General features: G+C 61.6%; 1 protein-coding gene. It reads left to right on the top strand.

Annotated features, from left to right (window positions below):
• Positions 1 to 446, top strand: a 446-nt coding sequence (locus tag AC097P_RS24250) for a DNA polymerase III subunit gamma/tau C-terminal domain-containing protein (protein ID WP_479612979.1), incomplete at its 5' end; no start/stop codon positions are given.
• Between the last annotated feature and the right edge of the window lie 4 nt (positions 447 to 450).

Raw genomic sequence — 450 nt, 5'->3', positions numbered from 1 at the left:
GCACCCAAGTGGAATCACGTGCCGATGTCACCGCCCAACAGGTGCCCCATGCGCTGGTGCCCACCGAAGAGGGCGACTTTTGGCACGCCACCGTGCAGCAGCTTATCAAGGCGGAAGCCATCAACGCCCTGGTGCGTGAGTTGGCCCTGCAGTCCCAGCTGGTGGCGCGGGATACCGACCAGTGGATTTTGCGCGTGGAGCGTGAATCGCTGAACCAGGCTGGTAGCCGGGACCGCCTCACCACAGCCCTGAAAGCTGCGGGGCATGACGTGAAGCTGGTGGTGGAGATTGGCCGTGTCAATGACTGCCCGGCACGGCGCAATATGCTGGCATCGGATGAGAAGCAACTGGCCGCCGAAAAGATTATTTTTGACGCCCCCTTCGTGCAGAGCATGATGCGGGACTTTGGCGCGAAAATCGTGCCCGGTTCCATCAAGCCGCTGTAGCGCT

Source organism: Rhodoferax sp. ZS1R8 (genome assembly GCF_056521325.1).
Note: the sequence above shows the minus strand (reverse complement) of the source record. Positions and strands in the feature narration are given on the sequence as shown.